Consider the following 23,437-nt stretch of genomic DNA (forward strand, 5'->3'; position numbering starts at 1 on the left):
TGTCCGATATGTCTGCGCATACTCCAACGTAGCGCGGTGCGGTGTCGGTTGGGTGGAGATTGATGTCGGCGTCGTTTCCGCCCGGTCACACCGGTCTCGCCAGATGTCTCAGCGCTCGGCGGACGGCTTGGAATCGGGCGAGAACAGGAAGGAGAAGCGCTCCATGACATTGCTGCGCTTGGTGTTCTGGAAGGCGGCGATCAGCCAGCGACCGTCCTGCCTGACCACGGTGTAGGTCTGGGTCTTGGACAGATCCCGCGCCTGCTCGCGCTCACCCTTGTAGGTGTCGCCGCGGCTGGTGACCACCGCGGTGTCGGGGCCGTAGAAGCGGATATCCAGGAAGGAGTCGGCCAGCCGGGTGTCCTTCAGGAAGCTGTCGAAAAGTGCGCGGTGTCCCTCGACGATATCGGTGCGGCCGCGGTAGTAGGTGCCGAGGTAGCTGGTGTAGGTGGCGTCCTCGGTGAAGACCGCGCCGTAGGCGTCGGCCACGCGATGCGGTGGTGTCGGTGCTGCTCAGGATGCCCTTCGTGGTAGATTCCCTTCTTAGAAGATCTTTCTTCTTCCAAGAAATCTCTTCGTTTAAGAAGAGATTATGAGCCGGAGGTATCCCGTGTCAACACCCATGCGTGCCGATGCGAGCGAGATCTATCGCCGCTACTTGAGCGCGGTTCTGATGCACGGCCAGGCGGGCGCGCGCGCGGTGGATCTGGGCGCCACCGACCTCTACGCGCTGAACATCCTGGAACTGAGCGGCCCGATGACCCCGGGCGAACTCGGTGCGCGCAGCGGCCTGACCACCGGCCCGACCACGCGACTGATCGACCGCCTGGAGGAGGCGGGATATGTACGGCGCGTACCGGTCCCGGGCGACCGTCGCAAGGTCACCGTCGAATTGGTCGGCAAACCAGCGGAATTGGATCGGGTACTGGCCCCGGCTCGCCGCCGCGTCGGCGAGATCGTGGCGGGCTACTCACCCGAACAACGCGAGGTGCTGTTCGACTACTTCACCCGCGCCGCGGACGCCTTCTACCAGGCCGCCGAGGATCTGCGTCCGAGTTGAGAACTACACCCCGGACGGAACGGGTTCCGCGATCGGTTCGGCGATCGGTTCCGCGGCAGGCCGAGGCACGTCCTTATCCTTCAGCACTTCGATCCCGAGCTCCGCGCGAGTGGCATAGATGACCGACGTCTCCTGCTCGACCGTCTTGGCCATGGCCTTATGCCACAACGTCAGGACGTCGAGGACTTCCTTGCTGCTCGGATCGTCATCCAGTTCGGTCTTCAGCCGCTGCAAGGTGATGTTCTGAGCGGCGGTCAACGTGCGCAACAGATCTTCACACCGATTGGGGATCTTCTTGTTCGACAGCACCCGCAACCTGCTGACGGTTACGCCACACCCCTCGATGATCCGCTCGACCGCTTCGCCGACAGCGTCGATTTCCTCGGCGTCCTCGGCGTTCCAATGGGCGCACGACCCCAGCTGTTCGCGCACCTCCTCGGAGACCGCAAGCACCGAGGAGACGGCGGCCAGAATCGAATCGCGTCGCCACTGATCGCGTTCGCGACGCTCGGCGGCCGCATTCGTGAGCTCGGTGCTGCGCTGCGCGTTCTCGAGGGTGATCCGGTTCCGCTCGTCGGCCGCGGTGATCGCGTCACGATTCGTGCGGTTGTTGACGAGGACGCCCACGAGCGCGACGCCGGCAACAATGAGCGAGCTGAGGAGCGGAAGCCACTGAGTCACCAGGGAATCATCGCATCGCGCCACCCTCCCGCGTCTCGCAACCGACCCGACACCCGGCCGAGTCGGGTGTGTCGGCCGCGCGAACGCGCGCGCGGCGCAGGTCGGCGCGGTTCGGTCAGCGGACGGCGAGCGCGATGATCTGCGTTATCTGCTTCTCGCTGAAGTTGTTGTCGCTCACCAGAATCAGCGTGCGCTCGCCCGACGCCAGGCGCGGACCCCAGGTCATACCCTCGACATTGTCGATGGCGCCCAGACCGATATCCGCGAGATCGACCAGCAGGCGCTTGGTGACCGGACGGGCGGCGGCGAGCGGGGCGTCCAGCACATCGGTGGCACCGGCGAGGTCGGCCTCGTAGATCCTGATCTTGTTGCCGACGCCGTCCACGAAGGCGCGTTCCAGCACAAGAAGTTTCGTCGGATCGAGCGGGTCGGCCGCGAGGATCGAGGCGATACCGTTGCCGCCCCGGCCGGGCTCGGGCCGGGATTCGGCGAAGACCGGATCCATCGGATACGCGTACTGGGCCAGCAACGGACCGGAACGGGCCTGCACCGTGATCCGGGACAGCGCGCCCGAGGTCGTGGTCGCCTCCGGTCCGTCCTGCGACAACGGGCTCTCGACCGAGGTCACGAATAATGTGCCGCCCGCCACGAAGGTGGCGCCCTCCAGGACGCCGTTGCATCGGGGGCCCGAATTCGGCCGCATCCGTTCGTTCTCCGGGATCGGCAGCTCACCGGCGAAAGCGCCGTCGGGCCGGGCGATCCGGACCGAGGGGTCGATCAGCACCGCCTCGTCGCGCTCGCCCTCCTGCGTCCAGTAGTAGTCCCCGGTCCACGGATCGACCCGAATCTCCTCGGGATCCACCGATTTCGCCGGGTAAGTGCGGCCCGCCGAGGTCAGCAGCGGCCGGGTTCCGGTGAATTCGACCTGGCCGAGACCGGTACCGTCCACCCCGATCCGGGCGGTGTAGATCCGGACCGGATTCCGCTCCGATCGGTCGTCGCTGATCAGGATGTACTCGCCGGTGCGCGCCGAATAGTCGATGCCGGAAAGGCCGCCGACCGTGGTGCCACGGAAGTCCAGGTGGTAGGGCAACACCCGCTCGCCGAGCAACCGGATCGGCGCATCCTCGGGTGCGGCGGTCGCGGCGGGCGCAGACCCGAGCGCGACCGCGCATATCGCTACCGTCAACGCCCGTCTCGCCTGTCCACGCCGTGCCACGGTTGATCACCGTAGCCAAGTCCGCGGGCCGGGAAATGAACGGCGCCGGAACTCTGTACCGGACCCGAAAACGGCGAAAGCCCGCCGCCGCGCCGGGATTTCTCCGCGGAACGCGACAGCGGGCTCTGCCGTTGCTGCTACCTGCCTACTTGCGCAGCGAGGCCGGAACCTCGAAACGCTCGCCGTAGGTCGCGGCGAGGTAGTCGGCGCGGGCCACGAAGGCCTCCTGGCCGCCCGGGTAACCGACGATGAACTGGTGCACACCACCGGTCCAGGCCGGGTAGCCGATGCCGAAGATCGAGCCGATGTTGGCGTCGGCGGTGGTCGTCAGCACGCCCTCGTCGAAGCACTTCTGGGTCTCGATCGCCTCGATGAAGAGCATGCGGTCGATCAGATCCTGCAGCGGGACGGTGAAGTCCGCCGTGGTCTTGAAGTGCTCACGCAGGCCCGGCCACAGACCGGTGCGCTTGCCGTTCTCGTCGTACTCGTAGAAGCCGGCCTTCTCGAGACGGCCCGGACGACCCTCGCCGACCAGGTACTCGATGACGTCGATCGCCGGGTGCCGCTTGCGGCCCATGGTCGCGTCGCCCGCGGCGATCGCTTCCTCGGTCTCCTTGGCGATCTTCAGCATGAGCTTCATGTTCAGCTCGTCCGACAGCTGCAGCGGCGCGGCCGGGTAGCCCGCCTGCTGACCGGCCTGCTCGATGGTGGCGGGCTCGATGCCCTCACCCAGCATGGCGATCGCCTCGTTGACGAAGGTGCCGATCACGCGCGAGGTGAAGAAGCCACGGCTGTCGTTGACGACGATCGGGGTCTTCTTGATGGCGAGGGTGTAGTCGAACACCCGGGCCAGCGCCTCGTCGGAGGTCTTGTCACCCTTGATGATCTCCACCAGCGGCATCTTGTCGACCGGCGAGAAGAAGTGGATGCCGATGAAGTCCTCTTCGCGCTTCACGCCGGTCGCCAGACCGGTGATCGGCAGGGTCGAGGTGTTCGAGCCCAGCAGCGCGTCGGGATCGACGATGTCCTCGATCTCCTGGAACACCTTGTGCTTGAGCTCGGTGTTCTCGAAGACGGCCTCGATGACGAAGTCGACGCCCTTGAAGTCGGCCGCGTCGGCGGACGGGGTGATCCGATCCAGCAGCGCCTTGGACTTCTCCTCGGTGGTCTTGCCACGCGAGAGGGCCTTGGCCTCGATCTTCTCGGAGTAGTTCTTGCCGCGCTCGGCCGCCTCGATGGTGACGTCCTTCAGCACGACCTCGTAGCCGGCCTTGGCGGAGACGTACGCGATGCCCGCGCCCATCATGCCCGCGCCGAGCACGCCGATCTTCTTGATCTCACGCTTGGCCACGTCCTTCGGACGCGAACCACCGTTGTTGATCGACTGCAGGTCGAAGAAGAACGCCTGGATCATGTTCTTCGCGACCGGGCCGGTCAGCAGGCCGACGAAGTAGCGCGACTCGATCAGCGACGCGTTGTCGATGTCGACCTGCGCGCCCTCGACCGCCGCGGCCATGATGGCACGCGGAGCCGGCATGTTGGTGCCCTTGAGCTGCTTACGCAGGTTGGCCGGGAAGGCGGGCAGGTTCGCCGCGAAGGCCGGGGTGGACGGGGTGCCACCGGGGATCTTGTAGCCCTTCTTGTCCCAGGGCTGCACGCCACCCTCGGGGTTGGCCTTGATCCACGCCTTGGCGGCCGGGACCAGCTCCTCGATCGAGCCGACGACCTCGTTGATCAGGCCGATTTCCTTGGCCTTGCCCGGGCGGTACTTCTGGCCCTGCAGCAGCACCTGCATGAGCGCGCCCTGGAGGCCGAGCATGCGCACGGTGCGGGTGACACCGCCACCGGCGGGCAGCAGGCCCAGGCTGACCTCGGGCAGACCCAGCTGCACACCCGGCACGTCGGCCGCGATGCGGTAGTGGGTCGCGAGGGTGATCTCCAGGCCGCCGCCGAGCGCGGCGCCGTTGATCGCGGAAACGACCGGCTTGCCGAGCTGCTCGAGGCGACGCAGCGCACCCTTGATGGCGCCGAGCTCGTCCATCAGGCCCTGGCCGTCTTCCGGGCCGACCTTCATCATGTTCTTCAGGTCGCCGCCCGCGAAGAAGGTCTTCTTCGCCGAGGTCAGCACCACGCCCGTGATGTTGTCCTTCTCGGCCTCGAGCCGCTCGACGGTCGCGGTCATCGACGTCTTGTACAGCTCGTTCATCGTGTTGGCGCCCTGGTTCGGGTCGTCCATCGTCAAAACGACGATGCCGTCCGAATCCTGCTCCCAACCGATCATGTTGGTTTCGCTCACAGCTCTGTGTCTCCTTGAATTCTGTGCTGTCGGTTGGGGTTAGACGCGCTCGATGATCGTCGCGACGCCCATGCCGCCACCGATGCACAGCGTGATCAGCGCGTAGCGGCCGTTGCGGCGCTCCAGCTCGTCGACCATGGTGCCGGTGATCATCGCGCCGGTGGCACCCAGCGGGTGGCCCATGGCGATCGCGCCACCGTTGACGTTCAGCTTCTCGTCCGGGATGTTCAGGTCCTTCTGGAACTTCAGCACCACGGAGGCGAAGGCCTCGTTGATCTCGACCAGGTCCATGTCGTCGACGGTCAGGCCCGCCTTGGCCAGCGCCTTCTTGGCGGCCGGGGTCGGACCGGTCAGCATGATGGTGGAGTCGGCGCCGCTGGTGGCGGTCGCGACGACGCGCGCACGCGGGGTCAGGCCGGAGGCCTTGCCCGCCTCTTCCGTACCGACCAGCACCAGCGCGGCACCGTCGACGATGCCCGAGCTGTTGCCGCCGTGGTGCACGTGGTTGATCTTCTCCACGAAGTGGAACTTCTGCAGCGCCACGGCGTCGAAGCCACCCATTTCACCGATCACGGCGAAGGACGGGTTCAGCTTGGCGAGGTCCTCGGCGGTGGTGCCGGGACGCATGTGCTCGTCATTGTCGAGGACGACGAGGCCGTTCTGGTCCTTGACCGGAACGATCGACTTGGCGAAGTAGCCGCCGGTGGTGGCCTTGGCGGCGAGCTCCTGCGAGCGAACGGCGTAGGCGTCCACGTCATCGCGGGAGAAGCCCTCGATGGTGGCGATCAGGTCGGCGGAAACACCCTGCGGCACGAAGTAGGTGTCGTAGTTGGTGGTCGGGTCCATCGCCCAGGCGCCGCCGTCGGAGCCCATCGGAACGCGGGACATGGACTCGACGCCACCGGCGATCACCAGGTCGTCGAAGCCCGAGCGCACCTTCTGCGCGGCCAGGTTGACGGCCTCGAGGCCGGAGGCGCAGAAGCGGTTGAGCTGGAAGCCGCCGACGGTGTCGGGCAGACCGGCCACGGTCACGGCGGTGCGGGCGATATCGGCACCCTGGTCACCCACCGGTGCGACGACACCGAGAATCAGGTCGGAGATCCGGTCCTCGTCGAGGTTCGGGAAACGGCCGCGCAGCTCCTGGATCAGACCTACAGTCAGGTCGATCGGCTTGACCGAGTGCAGCGAACCGTTCTTCTTGCCGCGTCCGCGCGGGGTGCGGATGGCCTCGTAAATGTAGGCCTCTGTGGTCATGTGGAGTGTTTCCTTCCTTAGGGTGCGGCGGCCGGACTTTCGCCCGCCCGAGCGCTCTTTGCACCGCGAACCGCCTATGCGGAGCGGCCGCGGTTAACCTCGCCGACCGGCCCTAAGACCGACCGTTTCTAACGCTGTACAAAACTCGGCACGCAGCAGCTGACGTGCGTTCCGGGCGCCCGTACGCATGGGCATACCATAGAACCTCGTCGAACCGGAGCTGGCGCCCACCCGCTCATACTACCGTGGTGTGCGAACTCCGGTTAACTTAACGTCCTCGAGGCGGTGGTTGTCAACCATCCAGCCGTGTGGCACCGAGCTCACTGCGCAGCAATTCCAGGGCGACCTCATCGGGGTCGCGCCGGTCCTCCGGAGCCACCGGCCGGGCGGCCTCGGCGAGCATCTCCTGCTCCTCCTCCGGTGTCGGCGCCTGCGGCACCCCACCTCGGAGTCCGTCGTAGCCCGAGCCCGGATCCGGGGGCATGAAGTCGGCCGGACCGGGGTCATCCGGTAGATCGGGGAAATCGGGCGGCGGAATATCGTCGTCGCCCCCGAAGGATCGGGCGCCGGAACCCGGCCGCTGGCCACCGCCCGGCGCATTCCCGGCCGTCTTATTGGCCTGACTCGGCCGCGAGAACCGCGGCGGCGCGGACGCATCCGAACCCCGTCCGCCCGCCGCCCCCGATCCGCGCCCGGCCGCCGCACTCGGCTGCGTCGCAGCTCCACGGGACCGGCCCGCGGCCTGCGCCGCCGCCGAGGGCCGCGTCGCCGCACCACCCGCTTCCCACCGCACCTCGTGGTCGCGGCCGAGCACCGCCCGTACCGCGGACCGCACCGCCTCCAGATTCCGCGGATCCGACAGCCGTTTCGCCAACGGCGCGTGCTGATGTGCGAAGACGATGACGTCACCGTCGATCCGGGACACCGAGGCGCCGGACAGCAGTGCCTGCACCGTCGGCCCGAACTCCCGCACCTTCGCGCGGATATCCGCCCACGCCCCCTCGACGGCCCGCAACAGCTCCGCATCGGATCCGGCCCCCGGCAACCCCGAGGCCATCGATTCGTCGGCGGGCGCCACGGCGGCGGCGGCACCGGCCGGACCGTCCTGGCTCGCACCGGACTGCGCGCTCACTTGTGCCCGTTCCCACGGCGCATTGGAAACCGATTGCGGCGCTGCGGATTCCGCGGTGAACGCACTCCGCGCAACCGCGGATTCGGTACCGGACCGCCCAGCGACCGGCACATCGGATTCGGTGCGACCGCCGCCCGAAGTCGTACCCGCGGGCGATCCATCCGCATTGCCCTGCTCCGGCCCCCCGACCTGCGACGCCGCAATGTCATGGCGACCCGCGACAGCCGCGGGTCCACCGACGGCGGTAGACCGATCCACGCCGGATCCGGCCGAACTACCGCCTACCGCATCGGCAGCGGCGGCAGGACCGGGCTCGATCGCGTCGGTTCCCGAAGGTCGTCCCACATCCACCGACTCAGCACCACGACCGGCCGCTTGCGCAGTCGCGGAACTGGTGTGCGCCGTATCGGAAGCGCCGGGGTTGTCGATGAACTGCCTCGTCGACGTCACGTTCTCACTCGAATGGTCGACGTCGCCGCTTTCCCGCGGCGCCACGTCGTCCGCCCCCCGTGCAACAGGGTCGGCGGCAGGACCCGGCCCAACCGCGCCGGTTCCCGAGGGTCGTCCCGCATCCACCGACTCAACGCCGCGACCGGCCGCAGACGCGGAGCCGGTGTGCGCCTCATCGGAAGCGCCAGAGCCGGAGGGATCGCCCGATTCGCGGTATTCGGCGCCCGCGCTCCCGGTTTCCCCGGATGTCCGGTCGCCGGGTGCCACGCCGGAAGCGGCAGCCCCTGGCCCACCGTCAGCACCGAGCGCGGCAGGCTGCGGCGCGCCCCGGTCGCCGGATGTCACGCCGAAGACGTCAGCACCGAGCGCGGCGGCCCGCGATACACCCCGGTCGCCGGTTCGATCCTCCGCACCACCGCTCGCGGACGCACCGGGAGCGTCGGGTCCGGGCCGCGGGCTCGGCTGCGCGGATGTCCGCTGATCGACGGACGGTTCGCGTTGAGCGGCAGCGGTCGGCGGGGTGACCTGCGCTCCCCCGGCCGGTGCGGCGGCGGAGCCCTCCCGCGCGCGACTTTCCCGCAGGGCGGCAAGCGCTTCCGCGCCGCGCCTGCGACCGGGCTCGGCGGGGGCGGGACGAGATGGTGCGTCGGCGGGCGCGTCCGTGGCCGGGTTCGCGGCGGCCGGGTTCGCGTGGGTCTGCGATACGGGGGCCGCGGCGGGGGCGATGGCGCCGGTAGCAATGCCGCGTTCGAGGCGTTCCAGGCGCTGCAAGGTCGCGGATTCGGCGTCGGAGACCGAGGGCAGCAGCATGCGGGCGCAGACGACCTCGAGCAGCAGGCGGGGAGCGGTGGCGCCGCGCATTTCGCCGAGACCCTCGTGCAGCAGTTCGGCGTAGCGGGCCAGGGTGGCCGGACCGATGCGCTGGGCCTGGTCGCGCATGCGGTCGAGCATGTCACCGGGCCCGGAGACCAGGCCGCGATCGGCGGCATCGGGTACGGCGCGCATCAGGATCAGATCGCGGAAGCGTTCCAGCAGGTCGACGGCGAAACGGCGCGGATCGTGTCCGGCCTCCATCACCCGGTCGACGGTGCCGAACAGGGCGGCGCCGTCGTCGGTGGCCAGCGCCTCGACCGCGTCATCGATGAGGGCGACGTCGGTGACGCCGAGCAGCGAAACCGCGCGCGGGTAGGTGACACCCTCGGGTCCGGCGCCGGCCAGCAGCTGGTCGAGCACGCTCAGACTGTCACGTGGGGAGCCGCCGCCCGCGCGAATCACCAACGGGTACACCGCTTCTTCGACGGGAACACTTTCCTGCTCGCAGATCCGGCCGAGCAGCCCGCGCATGGTCGCGGGCGGCAGCAACCGGAACGGGTAGTGGTGGGTGCGCGAGCGAATAGTGGGCAGCACCTTGTCCGGCTCGGTGGTGGCGAAGATGAAGATCAGGTGCGCCGGCGGTTCCTCGACGATCTTCAGCAGCGCGTTGAAGCCCGCGGTGGTGACCATATGCGCCTCGTCGACGATGAAGACGCGGTACCGGGATTCGGCGGGTGCGTAGAAGGCGCGATCGCGCAGCTCACGGGTGTCGTCGACACCGCCGTGGCTGGCGGCGTCGAGCTCGATCACGTCGAGGTTGCCGGGACCGCCGGGACCGAGCGCAACGCAGGAGGGGCAGATACCGCATGGTGTCGAGGTGGGGCCCTGCACGCAGTTCAGCGACCGCGCCAGGATGCGCGCCGAGGAGGTCTTGCCGCAGCCACGTGGACCGGAGAATAGATAGGCATGACTGATCCGCCCGGTGTCGAGCGCGGTACTCAGCGGGTCGGTGACGTGCTCCTGACCCACCACCTCAGCGAACGTTGCCGGTCGGTATTTCCGGTACAGAGCCACGGCCAGAGGTTACCGGCGAGCACCGACAAAGAACATTCCCGCCGATCGGACCGCCGCGCGCCGCTCGATTCGGGCGCGGCGTGGCAACAAACTGTGATCTATATCACATAGCTGCGCGGCGACTTCTTCTACCGGACCGACCGGTCACCGAGATAGCAACGCGGGAGCAATCACGGAATGCGTTGCAATGCAAGGCGTGGATTTACCGCCCACCAGTACCTTTTACCTGCATCAATACAGACTCGCACCCCGATAACGACCTCCATTCCGGATGTAACGAATCCATGAACAGCAGTGACAGCCATGCAATCGGCTGGCTACCGTGGCTATTGGCAACTTCGGTAGCCAAACCTTCATCAGGTTGGTCGCCCCGGCCGGTCCCTCATCCCGACCGGGGCACAACCTGGCTCTTGCGAAGACATACATACCTCGGGCGATATCCGCCGAAATCCACCGCCTTCACCCGGAGGAATGTTCCACCGTGCCGTCTTGTGACGACATCGCCGCAGCCTGGCTCTCCAGCACCGACTTCGCGGGCGACCCGACCGCGGTCGACCTGCTCAGTCGTGCGATCAGCCCACAGGACTTCGCACTCAAACGCGACTCACTACCGGTGGCCGCGGCGGCCGATCCCGCCACCGCGACGGCCATCCTGGAGCTGCTGGAACGCGGCCAGGTGCCGACCATGGCCGCCATCCGGACCCTCACCGCGCAGAACGAAATGCGACGCGAGGCCGAGCGCATCGAACGCCTCGGACGGCGAGCTCAGCGCAGCATCGACGATTTCGGCCGCGTGCTCGCCCGCCTCGCGCATGAGCACTGGGTCGAGCACGGCACCGGCCCGATCCGGCGGGACGTGCTGAGTTCCGAGCCGGTCATGGCGCTGGTCAGGGACCGTATCGGCGATATCGCGCCCACCGCGGTGAAACATCTCTGGTTGATCGAGCGTGCCCAGCGGGCGGGTTGGATCGCCTCCAATGCGAATCCGCAATCCCTGTGCGCCGCACGGCGATTCCACGCCGCGAAGTACGGCAACCGGGTATCGCTGCGTCCGGTGAACACCATCGGCACGCTGGTCGCGGGCTTCCTCGCGGAATATCTGAGCAAGCACGGCCGCCCGCCGCGCTGGTCCGTCGTCGTGCACGAGCTGCGCGACGATCGTGGTCGCCGCGTGTTCCACGACACCGCCGATGCCCAGGCCCAGCAACTCTGGCTCAGCACCGCCGAATGGATCGCCATCGAAGACGGTCTCCCGGTCCCCGGCCGCCGCGGCCTGCGCGCATTGGCGAAGAAATCCCGGCGGTGACGATGCCGAATCGGGCAACTCGCAGCATCGCTCGACTTCATAGGTTAACAGCGTTACTCTAACGCCGTTAACCTAGCGGAGGGGACCATGCTCACCAGGATTGCCCAACTCGCCACCGGCAGGCCGCGTACCGTCCTCGCGGCCGCATTCCTCCTGCTGCTGCTCTGCGGAATCTTCGGCGCCACCGCGGCCGGCCACCTGAAGTCGGGCGGGTTCACCTCCGACGATGCCGAGTCATCCCGGGTCAACCAGCTGATCGCCGACAACTTCGACGGCGCCGCCCCGAACTTCGTGCTGCTGGTCGAGTCCGGCGCGGGCGCCGACAGTGCGGCCAGCCGCGCGGCGGGAAGCGCGCTCGTCGACACCCTTCGGGCACGCCCGGACGTTCGGGGAGTCCAGTCGTATTGGACCGCACCCCCCACCCTCGCCCCGGCGCTGCGCGGCACCGACGGCAAGAGCGCGCTGATCCTCGCCTACCTCACCGGCGACGAGACCGATATCCAGGAGACGGCGGGCGAACTCGCCGATCAGCTGACCGGAACCACCGACGGCGTCACCGTCCGCCAGGGCGGTATCGCCGCGATCTACCACGACGTCAACGCCCAGACCACCCGCGATCTCGCGGTCGCCGAGTCGGTCGCGATCCCGCTGTCGATGATTGTGCTGGTCCTGGTCTTCGGCAGCGTGGTGGCCGCCGTGCTGCCGCTCGCGATCGGGTTGTTCGCCATCGCCGTCACGCTGGCCATCCTGCGGTTGTTCACACTCTTCACCGACGTCTCGATCTACGCCCTCAACCTCACCACCGCCATGGGCCTGGCCCTGGCCATCGACTACGCCCTCTTCATCGTCAGCCGCTACCGCGAGGAACTCGGCAACGGCCTCGACCCGGTCGCGGCCGCCATTCGCGCGGTGCAGACCGCCGGTCGCACCGTGCTGTTCTCCGCGCTGACCGTCGCGCTGTCGATGGCGGTGCTGAGCGTTTTCAATCTGTACTTCCTGAAATCCTTCGCCTACACCGGCGTCGCCGTGGTCGCGGCCGCCGCGGCCGCGGCGATCATCATCCTGCCCGCCGCACTGGTATTGCTCGGACACCGGGTGAATTCGGCCGACCTGCGAGTTCCATTGCGGCGCTTGTTCGGTCGGCCCGCCCCGACCGGCCCGGTGCCGCCGGAACAGAGCGGCTGGCACCGCCTGGTGCTGGTGGTGATGCGGCATGCCGCGCCGGTCGCGGTGGTGATCATCGCCGTGCTGCTCGCCCTCGGCGCGCCATTCCTCTCGGTGAAGTTCGGTTACCCGGACGATCGGGTGCTGCCCACCAGCGCACCCGCCCACCAGGTCGGCGATACATTGCGCGCGGAATTCCCGCAGGCCGATCCCGCCTCTGTCACCACCGTCGTCCTCGACGGCTACCGGGGCGACACCGCGACGCTCGGCGCGTACGCGTCCCGGTTGTCCGGCATCGACGGGGTGCCCGGGGTGCTGTCGGCCGCCGGAATCTATGTCGACGGACAGCGCGTCGCGCCTGCCCCACCCGGGATGTCGAACAGCACCGGCACCTACATCCGCGTCGCCACTCGATTCGATCCCTACTCCTCGGCCGGGCAGGACCAGTTGCGCGAAATCCGCGATGTGCCCGCACCCGCGCCCGCGCTGTACGGCGGTGCGGCCGCGGTCAACGCGGATTCGCTCGGTGCGCTCGGTGCCCGGCTCCCGCTGGCCCTCGCGTTGATCGCGCTCACCACCTTCGTGGTGCTGTTCCTGTTCACCGGCAGTGTGGTGTTGCCGATCAAAGCGCTACTGCTCAATACCCTTTCGCTCGCCGCCGCCTTCGGCGCGATGGTGTGGATCTTCCAGGACGGACATCTGTCGGGGCTGCTCGGCTTCACCGCGGTCGGACATTTGGTGCCCACCATGCCGATCCTGATGTTCTGTCTGGCCTTCGGCCTATCGATGGATTACGAGGTATTCCTGCTTTCACGCATTCGCGAGGAATGGCTGGCCACCCACGACAACACACGCGCGGTCGCCATCGGTGTGGCCAGGACCGGGCGCATTTTCACCGCCGCCGCGCTGCTGATGGCTATCGTGATGGGCGCGATGATTACCTCGAAAGTGTCGTTCATGCAGATGATGGGTCTCGGGCTGACCCTGACCGTGCTCGCCGACGCGACCATCATCCGCGGCCTGCTCGCCCCCGCGCTGATGCGGCTGCTCGGTCCGCTCAACTGGTGGGCTCCGAAACCATTGGCCCGCCTGCACGCCAGGATCGGACTGTCCGAAGAGGCAGCGCCCCAGGGCAATATGGCCGGCGCCGGACGCATATGATCCGTCGCCCTCGTTCCCCGCGCGGCTCCGGAGCCCAACTGCGCACCGAAATCCTCGACGCCACAGCGGAATTGCTGGCCAGCACCGGTCATGTCGACGCGGTCTCCATCCGCGAGGTCGGCAAGCTGGTCGGGGTCAGCGCGCCGTCGATCTACCGGCATTTCGCCGATAAGGACGAACTGATCGATGCGGTGGTGGCGCAGGCCTTCGAGGATCTGGCCGACGCCATGTGTGCGGCAGGCGACCCGAACATGTCGGCCATCAGCCGATTGCGCGAGAAGGGGCTGGCCTACGTGCGGTACGCGCTGGAGCATCCCGCGCAGTACCGAGTCGCCACCGCGCCTGCCGAACAGGGCGGCGCGGTGGACCGGGTGCTGTCCAGCGGCGCCTTCCAGCACTTCACCGGGGCGGTGCGCGAATGCATGGACGAGGGCACCATGACCCAGGGCGATCCCACCCCCATCGTGCTCGAGCTGTGGGCCGCCGCGCACGGCATCGCCTCGCTGCTGATCGCCAAACCTTTCCTGCCCTGGGGTGAGGTCGAAGCGACCGCGAACCGGGTGCTGTCGGCCGCCTGCGTCGGACACGCGGTACTGGACCTGATCGGCGTCGACCCGGAACCGGATGTTGTGACCGAATGGCTGGACCGGGTGAAGCGGGAGCAGTCCGGGACCTGATCCCGGCGCGGCTGTCATCGCACATCCGCGGCTGCCGCGCACCACCTCGCGACAACGAACCTGCACGTTACAGGCATGTTACGCACTCCTACGGGGTGTCGGGGGTGCGGTGAGCGTTCGGTAATTTCCTTGCAACGCACGCAGGCGTCGAAGGAGTTACCCATGCCACCGACCATCGATCCAGCGGCCACCGCGTGGCTGCTCATCAGCACCGCACTGGTGTTGCTGATGACGCCGGCGCTGGCCATTTTCTACGGCGGGATGGTGCGCTCGACCGGCGTCCTCAACATGCTGATGATGAGCTTCATCTCGATCCCGCTGGTGACCGTGGTCTGGCTGCTGGCCGGTTACAGCCTGGCCTTCGGCGACGACGCGGGCGCCGGCCTGATCGGCGATCTCGACCACTTCGGTATGGCGGGCGTCGACCCGGGCACCGTGCATCAGACCGCGCAGGGCGGGGTGCCCGAACTGCTGTTCGCCACCTTCCAGCTCACCTTCGCGGTGCTGACCGTCGCACTGGTCAGCGGCGCCATCGCGGATCGCGCGAAATTCTCCGGCTGGATGATCTTCGTGCCGGTGTGGGCGCTGGCGGTGTACGTGCCGATCGCGCACTGGGTGTGGGGCCCGGACGGCTGGCTGCTGTCCTTCGGCGCACTGGATTACGCGGGCGGCATGGTGGTCGAGATCGCCTCCGGCGCATCGGCGCTGGCGCTGGCGCTGGTGCTCGGCCCGCGCGTCGGCTTCAAGATCGACGCGATGCGCCCGCACAACCTGCCCTTCGTGCTGCTCGGCGCGGGCCTGCTGTGGTTCGGCTGGTTCGGGTTCAATGCCGGATCGGCGCTGGCCGCCGATGGCATCGCCGCGGCCGTCTTCCTGAACACCCTGGTCGCGGGCTGCCTCGGCATGCTCGGCTGGCTCGCCGTGGAGCAGATCCGCGACGGGCGTCCCACCACCTTCGGCGCGGCCTCCGGTGTGGTGGCCGGTCTGGTGGCGATCACCCCGTCCTGCGGTTCGGTCAATACGCTGGGCGCGCTCATCGTCGGCCTGGCGGCCGGTGTGGTCTGTTCCTTCGCCGTGGGCTGGAAGCACAAGGCCGGCTACGACGATTCACTCGACGTGGTCGGCGTGCACTTCGTCGGCGGTATCGTCGGAACCCTGCTGATCGGCCTGCTGGCCAACCGGGTGATGACCGGCGGCGTCGAAGGCCTGCTCTACGGTGGCGGCCTGGCGCAGCTCGGTAAACAGCTGGTCGGCGTGCTGGTGGTCGCCGCCTACGCGTTCTGCGTGACCTTCGCGCTCGGCAAAGGCATCAACCGGATCATCGGCTTCCGGGTGAGCAAGGAGGACGAGACCGCGGGCATCGACTTCGCGCTGCACGCGGAAACCGCGTACGCCGAGGGCGTGCACGGACACTCCCCCCGTCGCTTCGGCGAGAGCTAGTCCGCCGCTCGGGTTTCCGCCGGCCGCGGGACCGCTGGGCCGGGCTTCATCCGATCAGTTGACCGAGTTCGCGGCGGCGGTGAAGGTATTGCATTGCGCCGTACGGTTTTTGTCGACGCCGAGTTCGAACCAGGCGCCACTGTTCTCCGGTGTGCCGTGGTCACGCGAATCGCTGGGCGCGTCACCGCGGCCGCGGGCATCCCGCTTGGCCACGGTGATCTGCGAATTGGTCAGCGAACCACCGGAGGCCGATGAACCCAGGTACATCCCGTCGAAGCACTGGGCCTGCAATTCGACTCGGCGCGACAGCTCGAGACCGCGGGTGCTGCGCGCGCCCGCGTCGACGCGTTCGCTGTTGGCCTTGCGCAGGATGCCCGACATGGCCTGCACGTGATGACCGTATTCGTGGGCGAAAACCGAAAGGTAGACGACCCAATTGTCCTTGAACAGATCGGTTTGCAGCTGGCTGATCGGCATGTAGATGGTCTTGTTCGCCGGGCAGTAGAACGCGGCGAAGTTGGTGGTGGTGCCGGTGCACGGGGTAGTGATGCCCGAGGTGCTGGCGCTGACGTTCAGCGTCGGCGACTGGAAGGGCAGATTCGCCTCGGCCAGCACCGGCTTCCACGCGGCCTCCAGGCAGGTCGCGGCGCTCTCGAAGAATTTGCGGGCCGCGTCCACCTGGGTGCCCCATGGCGAATACGCGCAGCGCGCGGGGATCAGAGTCGCTTCCGGATCGGTCAGCAGCGGATTGGCCGCCGTCTCCGCCGATCCCGAGGTGCCGCCGGAGCGGAATGTCATGCTCGGGTTGGGTCCGGTGGCGCTGTCATCGCCGCGTTCGCTGCGCACCGCGTTCAACACCAGACCACCCGCCACCAGCACGATCACGACGAGCAGCAGCGCGAGCATGCCACCACCACCGCGTTTGCGCGGCGGCTGCGGCGCACGGCCGGGCGGTCCGTACGGCATCGGCGGCGGCATCGTCGGGCGATATCCGGGCGGCGGATATCCCTGCGCCGGATATCCCTGGGGCGAACCGTATCCGGGCGGCGGACCGTATCCCGGGGGTCGGTAGCCGGGTTGTTGTCGGCCATAGCCGGGTCGCTGCCCATATCCGGGTTGCCGACCGTGACCGGGCGGCGGTCCGTAGCCCGGAGGTGGGGATACCGGACGCCCGCCGGGTGGAATCGGTCCCGATCCGTACGGTGGTTGTGTCACTTCCCCCGTACCCCCTCGTCTCAGATGGTCGCCGACAGTGTTGGATTCGCGGAGCGAGCGAATTCCGGGTCCGTTCGTAGTCACGCTCCGCATCCGGACCCGTCGCTCTCGCCACGCCGCGCCGCTGACGAAGAATAGCAACCTGTCTAGAGTAGGCAGCCATGCTGACATTTCGGGGGGCCGCCGCGAGCGCGCTGATTCTCGCCGGCCTGGGAATGACGGCGGCCGCGCCCGCGCACAGCCAGCCCGCCCCCACCGGCGTGACCATCACCGCCGATCTGACCCTCGATCGCGAGGGTGTACTCGACGTGATCGAGACGGTGAATGTGCCCGAGGGCGGCGAATTCAAGATGACGCTGCCGCTGCGGTTGCAGGTGCGCGACGATGTCGAGCGGGTGTTCAAGGTCACCGACGTGGATACCGTCGGCGCGGGCACCGCGACGGTGGCCAACGATCAATTCACCATCGATGCCAAGCCCGGTGAATCGACCTTCCGCTATTCCCTCCACAACACCGTCAGTGACGCGCCGGGCACCCAGGTGTTCCACTGGCTCGGGGTGATGAACGCCGATATCGCCTCGATCAGCGCCTCGGTGATCGCCCCGAGCTTCGAAATGGGCATCGTGGACTGCAAACTCGGTCCGCCCGGCAATGTCCGGCCCTGTGCCGACGTACGCATCGAGGCCACCGGCGCGCTGTTCCTCGAGCAAACCGATCTGCGTAAGGGCGATGCCATCGACCTCACCCTGCAACTGCCGCCCGGCACCGTCCCCGCCAATGCCGATATCCGCGAGGACGATTCCGGCCCGTTCGCAGTCACCGCGCCGGTGTTGCTCGCGTTCGGGGTGCTGCTGCTCGCGCTGGCGGGCCTTGCCGCGGTCGTGTTGCGGGAACGGCGCGACAATGCCGCCGCCGGAGCGGGCTCCGACACCATCGACCCGCTCCAGCGCGAGGCCGGTCAGGTGCGCTTCACCTCCCCCGACGGCATCCTGCCCGGCGAGGCGGGCCTGCTGCTCGACGAGCACGCCGACCCGATCGATATCGCCGCGACCGTGGTGGATCTCGCGGTGCGTCGCTACATCTGGGTGACGCCGATCAGCGCGCCCGCCAGTACTCCCGGCGGAAACGACTGGCGGATCACCCGGGTCAACGCCGCCGACGATCAGCTGCGCGACTACGAGAAGGCCGTCTACACCGCACTGCTGCCGGCGGGCGCCGACGCGGTCACGGTCAGTGAATTGCGTGCACCGGGCCGGGTTTCGGTCGATCCGATCCGCAAGGCCATGCTCGCCGACGCCGTGACGCGCGGCGCCTTCGCCGATCGCTCGCGCCCCGGCTTGCCGGTCTGGCTGGGCGGCGCGCTCGTCGCGGCGGGCATCGCCGTGACGGTCGGTCTCGCACTCTCCGCCGGACACGCCCTGGTCGGCGTGGCAATCCTGCTCGCGGGCGGGGCCGCCCTGTTGCTGCCCAAATATCTGCCGGTTCGCACCGCCTACGGTCGCGAGCTCACCGGCCGGGTGCGCGCGCTCCAGCGTGGATTGGATGCGACTCGGCGCGAACAGATTCCGGAGAGCGACCAGGAAACCGTCTTCTCACGCGCACTCCCGTTCACGGTGATCGGCGGTCGCGCCGACAACTGGATCCGGGTATTCCGCGATCTCAACCCCGCCGCCGACTCCCAACCCGGCCTCTACTGGTTCGGCGGCTTCGACCGCGACGCGAACCTCCAGCGCTTCGCGGGCCACTTCCCGTACTTCATCACCGCGATGGAAGGACTGTTCGGCGACAGGTGAGACCACCCCGACCGGGTTCGGTGAAAGAACCCGGCCGCGGGATCGTTCGGCGCGTCAGTCGGCCGGTGAAATACGTCGCATCGCCGCGAGCGGGTCGGCATAGATCGAGCTGAGCGAGGTCACCACGGCGGCGAATTCCTGTACCTTGCCGCCGAATCCGCTGATGCGGATATCGGTCGGCGGCAGTGTCGAACCCTGCCGGAAGGCGCTCGCCACGTGGGCCACCGCGGGACGGTAGCCGGTGAAGGCCTGGCCGCCCAGGATGACGCGGTCCGGGTTGAGCATGTCGCGCACCATCGCCACGGTGTGACCGAGCATGGTGGCCCGCTCCGCCAGCAGTTCCCGCGCCGACTCCGAGCCGCCCTCGGCCGCCCGGTACACATCGGCGATGGTCGAGCCCGCGGTTCCGTTGTACGGCGGGATGATTCCGCGCCCGACGGCCCGTGCGTGCAGCGCCCGATCACCGACGGTGACCTCCAAGCAGCCACGCCTGCCGCAGGTGCATTCCACATCGGAACCGGTCGGCAGGTGCGCGATGGAACCGGGACCATTGCTCGGGGTGTGCACGCGGCCATCCAATGTCACGGCGATACCGGCGGTTTCGCGAACGTAGAAGTACAGGCTGCTGCCGCGCTCCTGACCCTCGCGTGGTTCCGGCGTCGGCAGCAACAGTTCCGAGGCGGCCATGGCCTCCACATGCGGTGCCACCGAGACGGGCAACTCGAGCACCTCACCGAGGACCGTGCCGACCGGCGCGCCCTTCCACTCCAGCTTGGGGTGATCGACCACACCGGTGAGCGGGTCGACCCGACCACCGATCGCGACACCTGCCCACAGCGGTTTTCGCCGATGCCAGCGCTGGAGGAAGGCCCGGGCGCTGCGGGCCACCGTGGTGGTCGCGAAATCCTGTCCGGTCTGCGGGGTGGCGATGGCGAGACCGCCGAGGATACGGCCGCGCAGATCGGCCGCGACGATCTTGGTGACAGCGGCCCCGATATGGATGCCGAGGGTCAGGTATGCCTCGTGATCGATCTCGAAGGGCACCCGCGGACGCCCCACCGCACCCGATGCGGTCAGATCGGGGCGCTCGCGCAGCAAACCGGCGGCCAATAGCGCGGAAACCTGCCGATTCACCGTCGCGATGCTCAAACCCGTTGCGCGCGCGGCATTATCGCGAGATACCGGACCTCCGGTGGCGGCGCGCAATACCGCCGCGGCCGGATTGTCGGCGATGCGGAGTTCGGGCGCGATTACGGGACGCTGAACGCGGACACGACCGGTAGCGACCCGCGAGGCGGATCGCTCCATGATGGGGAGGGACATATGAAGATTCCTTGCTGAAGTCCCGTATCTAAACAGAACATGCCTACACGTGCGGCGACGAGGCAGCGTGCGAGCTCGAAGCAGAGCTCAGCTCAGCTGCTGCAGCAGGGACAACACAGTTCACGAGTCAGCGGCAACCGCAGACCCAGCGCGGCGGTCACGTAGGTGACCCGCAGGGCGGTGGGGCGGCTGGTGCACATTGAAAAAAGGTAACACCGAGATCATCGGCATACCAAGCTTCAAATTTCTCGCGGTGCGCGAGAACACACCGTTTTCGCTGGTCACGGCGGCGAGGTTCGAGAGCGTGTACGGACACGCCGATACCCCGCCCAGTCGAGAAGCACTGGGCGGGGCCGGGATTCCGCGGCCAAGACTTGCCGCGGTGGATTTACTTGGCCGGAGCGGGCGCGTTGAACGGTGCGCTGATGGTGGCGAAGTACTGGATCGCCGCACCGATGGCGACCGGGGCGGTCACGAAGATCTGGCCCAGCAGGGTGCCCAGGGCGCCGACGGTCAGGATGCCCGCGACGCAGCCGACGGCCGCGGCCGGGATGAATGGACCGAACAGGCCGACGATGGTCGCCGAAGCAACGGTCGCGCCCGCGATGCCGCCGAGGACGCAGCCGGTGGCACCGCCACCGAGACCGCCGACCAAGGTGCCGATGGTGGCGCCGGTGCTGATGGTGTTGGTCAGCCGGGTCCACGCGGCGACCTCGCGGTCGTACTCGTTCTTCCAGGGCGCCTTGTCCTCGAAGGGCAGGGCGACCGGCTTGTAGACGGCCTTGTCCACGTCGAGCTGCGGGGTCAGGGTCGCGGTGCGGCCGGAGATATCCGCGGCGATCGGCAGTTCGAAGTCATCGAGCCGGAACTTCAGCGAGGCGCCCGCCACCACCGCGCCATCGGCGGCCTTGATCTTCAGTGCGTCATCCTCCACGACGATGGAACCGGCGTCGGTGGTGATGATCGATTGGGTATCGGTGGCCCTTGCGGTGAAATTGATCGGGGCGCTCTCGGCCTCGGGCGCCGCACCGGCGGTACCCGCCGCCACACCGGTCGCCACGGTAAGCAGCGCGGCCACAACGGCCAGTTTCCTCATCCTCATGAACTGCAATCCCTCATCTCGGTCCAGCTTTCGAGGGGCAAGCATCATCGAGAATGCACGGGCGGACGAGGAAAAAACGCAGGGAGATTCCAATGCAGCAAATCCGCAGCGGAGCTACTTGCCCGCGGCCTCCTTGGCCGCCGCCTTCATCTGCTTCTTGAACGCGCGGACCTCGAGCAGCGACTCACCGTCGACGATATCGGCGGCGGAACGGCGAGATCCCTTCTCGGAATAGGCCCCAGCGGCCTTCTCCCAACCCTTGGGCCGCACGCCGAGCTGTTTTCCGAGCAGCGCCAAGAAGATTCGCGCCTTCTGGTCGCCGTATCCGGGCAGAGCCTTGAGCCGCCGCAGCACCTCCTTGCCGTCGGGGTCGCCCTCGGTCCAGATCGCTTCGGTGCTGCCGCCGTAGTTTTCGACCACGTAGCGGGCGAGTTCCTGGGTGCGGCGCGCCATCGACCGCCCGTAGCGGTGGATCGCGGGCGGGGTGGCGCAGAGTTCCTCGAAGGCCTCCGGGTCGGCCTGGGCGATCCTGTCGATATCGAAGCCGTCCATGCGGTCGGCGATCTTCTTCGGGCCGCGGAAGGCGTGTTCCAGGGGAAATTGTTGATCGAGCAGCATGCCCGTCAATAGCGCGAAGGGATCTTCGGACAGCAGCTTATCCGCTTCCGGTTCCTGTGCGAGACACAGTGTGGCGGTCACCGTCGGTCCTTTCGCAGTTGTCGGCGTGCTCGAGCCATCTCCGATCATCCCACCGCGGTCCAGTGGGTGACCCTGCCCATTCCGCGATGGGCGACCCGGCCGAATCGTGATCCAGCTCACAACCCTGTCATGCGGGCGGATGCGCCCCCGCGTAGGCTACCGGCCATGCCTCAGACGACGGCAATACCGAGGGACGGACTCGAGCCGATGGACACCTACGCACTACGTCCGGATCGTTTCGACAGCGCGGGCCAGGATCAACTGGTCGACGTGCGCGACCTGCAAGCGGCGCTGCCCGGCATCCGGCGCCTGCGCGCCTGGGCGCACGAGGCGCTCGCATTGCGTTCCGGCGAGAGCGCGGTCGATATCGGTTCCGGCACCGGCACGGAGGTCATCGAATTCGCGGACGCGGTCGGACCGACCGGCACCGCGATCGGCGTGGAGCCCGATCCGCACCTGCTCGCCTCCGCGGAACGTCACGCGGCGCAGGCCGGGTCGCGCGCGAAATTCCATTCCGGTGACGCCTACGGCATCCCCTTCGGCGCCGACACCTTCGACGCGGCGCTCTGCGAGCGAGTGTTCCAGCATCTGACGTCACCGGCCCGCGCCGCCAATGAAATCGCCAGGGTGCTGCGCCCCGGCGGTCGCGCCGTGGTGGTCGACGTGGACTGGGGTACCGCGATCGTGCACCCCGGTGAGCTGTCGGTAGTACGGGCGGTCATCGACACACTGGCCGCCGCCACCACCAACCCGCACTCCGGCCGCAGGCTGCCCGGCTTGCTCACCAGGGCAGGCCTGGTCATCGACGAGATCGGCTCGCACGCCCTGGTGCAGGACCGCAGCGTCGGCGCGGGCTCGCTGGTCACCCGGATCTCGGCCATGGCGGTGGCGCGCGGCGCCATTACCGAAGCACAGCGCGACAAGTTGCTCGCCGACCTGCGGCGCGGTGCCGACACCGGCGATATCCACCTGTCGGTCACGATGTTCGCGGTGCTCGCACATAAGCCGCGTTGACGCTCCGATGACCGTCGATGTCCGGACCGAGATGGTGATCGATCGCCCACGGGAGCAGGTCGCTGCCTTCGCGGGCGATCCCGGCCGGGCACCGGAGTGGTACATCAATATCCGAGAAGTGCGATGGCAGACCGAACCACCGCTGCGGGTCGGGTCACGGATGGAATTCGTCGCGCACTTCCTCGGTCGGCGGCTGGTCTATACCTACGAGGTGCTCGAATATCAGCCCGGTGAACGGCTGGTTATGCACACCGCACAGGGGCCGTTCCCGATGGAAACCACCTACACCTGGACCGACGCCGACGGCGGTCACACCCTGATGACCCTGCGCAATCGCGGCAACCCGAGCGGATTCGCGAAGATATCGGCACCGGTCATGGAGGCGGCGATGCGCCGGGCCAATCGCAAGGACCTGGCCCTGCTCAAAGCACTGCTCGAAGCCCAATAGCGCTGGCGCCCGTCGAGTCCGAGGCCCGAGTCGACTCCCGCGTGCTGAGCTGCGGATTCCTGATCCGACGGAGGCGCAGAGCTCATTCGGTGACGAAATCGGCCATCATCGCCATG

The 23,437-nt window shown here is 67.9% G+C and carries 18 protein-coding genes; 8 read left to right on the forward strand and 10 right to left on the reverse strand.

Annotation, left to right across the window (positions count from 1 at the left end; all coding sequences use genetic code 11):
• Nucleotides 1-108: 108 nt before the first annotated feature.
• Complete coding sequence (locus tag AB0H61_RS35555; protein ID WP_357312371.1) at nt 109-489, reverse strand: SgcJ/EcaC family oxidoreductase; 381 nt, start codon at nt 487-489, stop codon at nt 109-111.
• Between the two features lie 121 nt (nt 490-610).
• On the opposite strand from AB0H61_RS35555, the gene AB0H61_RS35560 reads away from it, so the two are divergent.
• On the forward strand, nt 611-1,060 hold the full coding sequence (locus AB0H61_RS35560) for a MarR family transcriptional regulator (protein ID WP_357312374.1): 450 nt from the start codon (nt 611-613) through the stop codon (nt 1,058-1,060).
• A gap of 3 nt (nt 1,061-1,063) precedes the next feature.
• On the opposite strand, the gene AB0H61_RS35565 is transcribed toward AB0H61_RS35560, so the two are convergent.
• From AB0H61_RS35565 to AB0H61_RS35585, 5 genes are all read right to left on the reverse strand, one after another.
• Nucleotides 1,064-1,741 carry a hypothetical protein gene (locus AB0H61_RS35565; RefSeq protein ID WP_357312376.1) on the reverse strand — a complete coding sequence of 226 codons (678 nt, stop codon included), beginning with the start codon at nt 1,739-1,741 and terminating at the stop codon, nt 1,064-1,066.
• A gap of 115 nt (nt 1,742-1,856) precedes the next feature.
• Nucleotides 1,857-2,960 carry an esterase-like activity of phytase family protein gene (locus AB0H61_RS35570; protein ID WP_357312378.1) on the reverse strand — a complete coding sequence of 368 codons (1,104 nt, stop codon included), beginning with the start codon at nt 2,958-2,960 and terminating at the stop codon, nt 1,857-1,859.
• A 145-nt stretch (nt 2,961-3,105) separates the two neighbouring features.
• A complete protein-coding gene (locus AB0H61_RS35575; protein WP_357312381.1) occupies nt 3,106-5,256 on the reverse strand; it encodes a 3-hydroxyacyl-CoA dehydrogenase NAD-binding domain-containing protein in 2,151 nt (716 codons plus the stop codon).
• A gap of 39 nt (nt 5,257-5,295) precedes the next feature.
• Nucleotides 5,296-6,510, reverse strand: a complete 1,215-nt coding sequence (locus tag AB0H61_RS35580) for an acetyl-CoA C-acetyltransferase (RefSeq protein ID WP_357312383.1) — start codon at nt 6,508-6,510, stop codon at nt 5,296-5,298.
• A gap of 292 nt (nt 6,511-6,802) precedes the next feature.
• Nucleotides 6,803-9,979 (reverse strand): DNA polymerase III subunit gamma and tau, encoded by a 3,177-nt coding sequence (locus tag AB0H61_RS35585; protein ID WP_357312386.1) that lies wholly within the window; start codon nt 9,977-9,979, stop codon nt 6,803-6,805.
• 481 nt (nt 9,980-10,460) lie between these two features.
• Between AB0H61_RS35585 and AB0H61_RS35590 the strand changes: the two genes are divergently transcribed.
• From AB0H61_RS35590 to AB0H61_RS35605, 4 genes are all read left to right on the forward strand, one after another.
• Entirely contained in the window at nt 10,461-11,285 is an 825-nt protein-coding gene (locus tag AB0H61_RS35590; protein ID WP_357312388.1) for a hypothetical protein, read from the forward strand.
• An 87-nt stretch (nt 11,286-11,372) separates the two neighbouring features.
• Nucleotides 11,373-13,610: an MMPL family transporter gene (locus AB0H61_RS35595; RefSeq protein WP_357312391.1), complete on the forward strand. Its 2,238-nt coding sequence runs from the start codon at nt 11,373-11,375 to the stop codon at nt 13,608-13,610.
• Nucleotides 13,607-14,287, forward strand: a complete 681-nt coding sequence (locus AB0H61_RS35600) for a TetR/AcrR family transcriptional regulator (protein ID WP_357312393.1) — start codon at nt 13,607-13,609, stop codon at nt 14,285-14,287. The genes AB0H61_RS35595 and AB0H61_RS35600 overlap by 4 nt, the downstream gene beginning before the upstream one ends.
• Before the next feature lie 162 nt (nt 14,288-14,449).
• A complete protein-coding gene (locus tag AB0H61_RS35605) occupies nt 14,450-15,727 on the forward strand; it encodes an ammonium transporter (RefSeq protein WP_357312396.1) in 1,278 nt (425 codons plus the stop codon).
• Nucleotides 15,728-15,781: 54 nt separating this feature from the next.
• Here the strand turns inward: AB0H61_RS35605 and AB0H61_RS35610 are convergent, their stop codons facing one another.
• A complete protein-coding gene (locus tag AB0H61_RS35610; protein ID WP_357312398.1) occupies nt 15,782-16,693 on the reverse strand; it encodes a neutral zinc metallopeptidase in 912 nt (303 codons plus the stop codon).
• Between the two features lie 410 nt (nt 16,694-17,103).
• Between AB0H61_RS35610 and AB0H61_RS35615 the strand changes: the two genes are divergently transcribed.
• Complete coding sequence (locus tag AB0H61_RS35615) at nt 17,104-18,735, forward strand: DUF2207 domain-containing protein (RefSeq protein WP_357312400.1); 1,632 nt, start codon at nt 17,104-17,106, stop codon at nt 18,733-18,735.
• A gap of 54 nt (nt 18,736-18,789) precedes the next feature.
• Here the strand turns inward: AB0H61_RS35615 and AB0H61_RS35620 are convergent, their stop codons facing one another.
• From AB0H61_RS35620 to AB0H61_RS35630, 3 genes are all read right to left on the reverse strand, one after another.
• Nucleotides 18,790-20,043 (reverse strand): ROK family protein, encoded by a 1,254-nt coding sequence (locus AB0H61_RS35620; RefSeq protein ID WP_357312457.1) that lies wholly within the window; start codon nt 20,041-20,043, stop codon nt 18,790-18,792.
• A gap of 403 nt (nt 20,044-20,446) precedes the next feature.
• On the reverse strand, nt 20,447-21,160 hold the full coding sequence (locus tag AB0H61_RS35625; RefSeq protein WP_357312402.1) for a hypothetical protein: 714 nt from the start codon (nt 21,158-21,160) through the stop codon (nt 20,447-20,449).
• Nucleotides 21,161-21,274: 114 nt separating this feature from the next.
• Entirely contained in the window at nt 21,275-21,859 is a 585-nt protein-coding gene (locus tag AB0H61_RS35630; RefSeq protein ID WP_357312404.1) for an HhH-GPD-type base excision DNA repair protein, read from the reverse strand.
• Nucleotides 21,860-22,066: 207 nt separating this feature from the next.
• On the opposite strand from AB0H61_RS35630, the gene AB0H61_RS35635 reads away from it, so the two are divergent.
• Nucleotides 22,067-22,873, forward strand: coding sequence for a methyltransferase domain-containing protein (locus tag AB0H61_RS35635; protein ID WP_357312460.1), 807 nt, complete (start codon nt 22,067-22,069; stop codon nt 22,871-22,873).
• Between the two features lie 7 nt (nt 22,874-22,880).
• Nucleotides 22,881-23,321 carry an SRPBCC family protein gene (locus AB0H61_RS35640; RefSeq protein WP_357312405.1) on the forward strand — a complete coding sequence of 147 codons (441 nt, stop codon included), beginning with the start codon at nt 22,881-22,883 and terminating at the stop codon, nt 23,319-23,321.
• Nucleotides 23,322-23,437: the final 116 nt, after the last annotated feature.

Origin of the sequence: Nocardia sp. NPDC050710, assembly GCF_040654375.1 — a bacterium.
Taxonomy (GTDB): Bacteria; Actinomycetota; Actinomycetes; order Mycobacteriales; family Mycobacteriaceae; genus Nocardia.